1 protein-coding gene is annotated in these 549 nt (G+C 69.9%); it reads right to left on the bottom strand.

The window, feature by feature from the left end; translation table 11 throughout:
• Positions 1 to 97 precede the first annotated feature (97 nt).
• Positions 98 to 547: a lamin tail domain-containing protein gene (locus IEZ15_RS44275; protein WP_189282558.1), complete on the bottom strand. Its 450-nt coding sequence runs from the start codon at positions 545 to 547 to the stop codon at positions 98 to 100.
• Between the last annotated feature and the right edge of the window lie 2 nt (positions 548 to 549).

The following is a 549-nucleotide window of genomic DNA, read 5'->3' as shown; positions in this document are numbered from 1 at the left end:
CGAGCGCACGAGTAACGTGCCGCCACCCCGGGGGCGGGGGGTGGCGGCACGCAGCAGATCCGAAAGGGCCCGCGGTCAGTGGCGGGCGGGGGTCAGGTCAACGGCGGTACCCCCGGTCGTTGTTGCGGTGGTCGCGGTCACGGCCCCAGGACTCGGTGTCGACGGTGCGACCACGGTCGTCGCGCAGCGTGGCCCGGTCGCAATAGTTGCTCCAGATGTAGTCGCCGCGGCGGTTCTGGTAGACGTCGGTCCGGGTGTCGCGGCCACGCCCGGTATGGACACGGACCGTGGCCCGGCCGGCCAGACGCACGTCGTCGAAGCGGTAACGGTTGCCGTCCAGGTCCGACAGAGTCCACCCGTCCAGGTTCACCGCCCGGCGACCGGTGTTGGTGACCTCGACCCACTCCCCGTTCAGCGAACGGTTGGAGAAGTCGTCACGGCCGGGGCTGTTGTACTGGATGTCACCGAGCACCACCTTGGAGTACCCCTGGTGGTGGTGACGGCCACGGTCATGGCCGTCATCGGCGGACGCCGGCATCGCCACCACAG

The organism is Streptomyces atratus, assembly GCF_014648655.1.
Classification (GTDB): domain Bacteria; phylum Actinomycetota; class Actinomycetes; order Streptomycetales; family Streptomycetaceae; genus Streptomyces; species Streptomyces atratus.
This window is presented reverse-complemented; position numbering and strand designations above follow the sequence as displayed.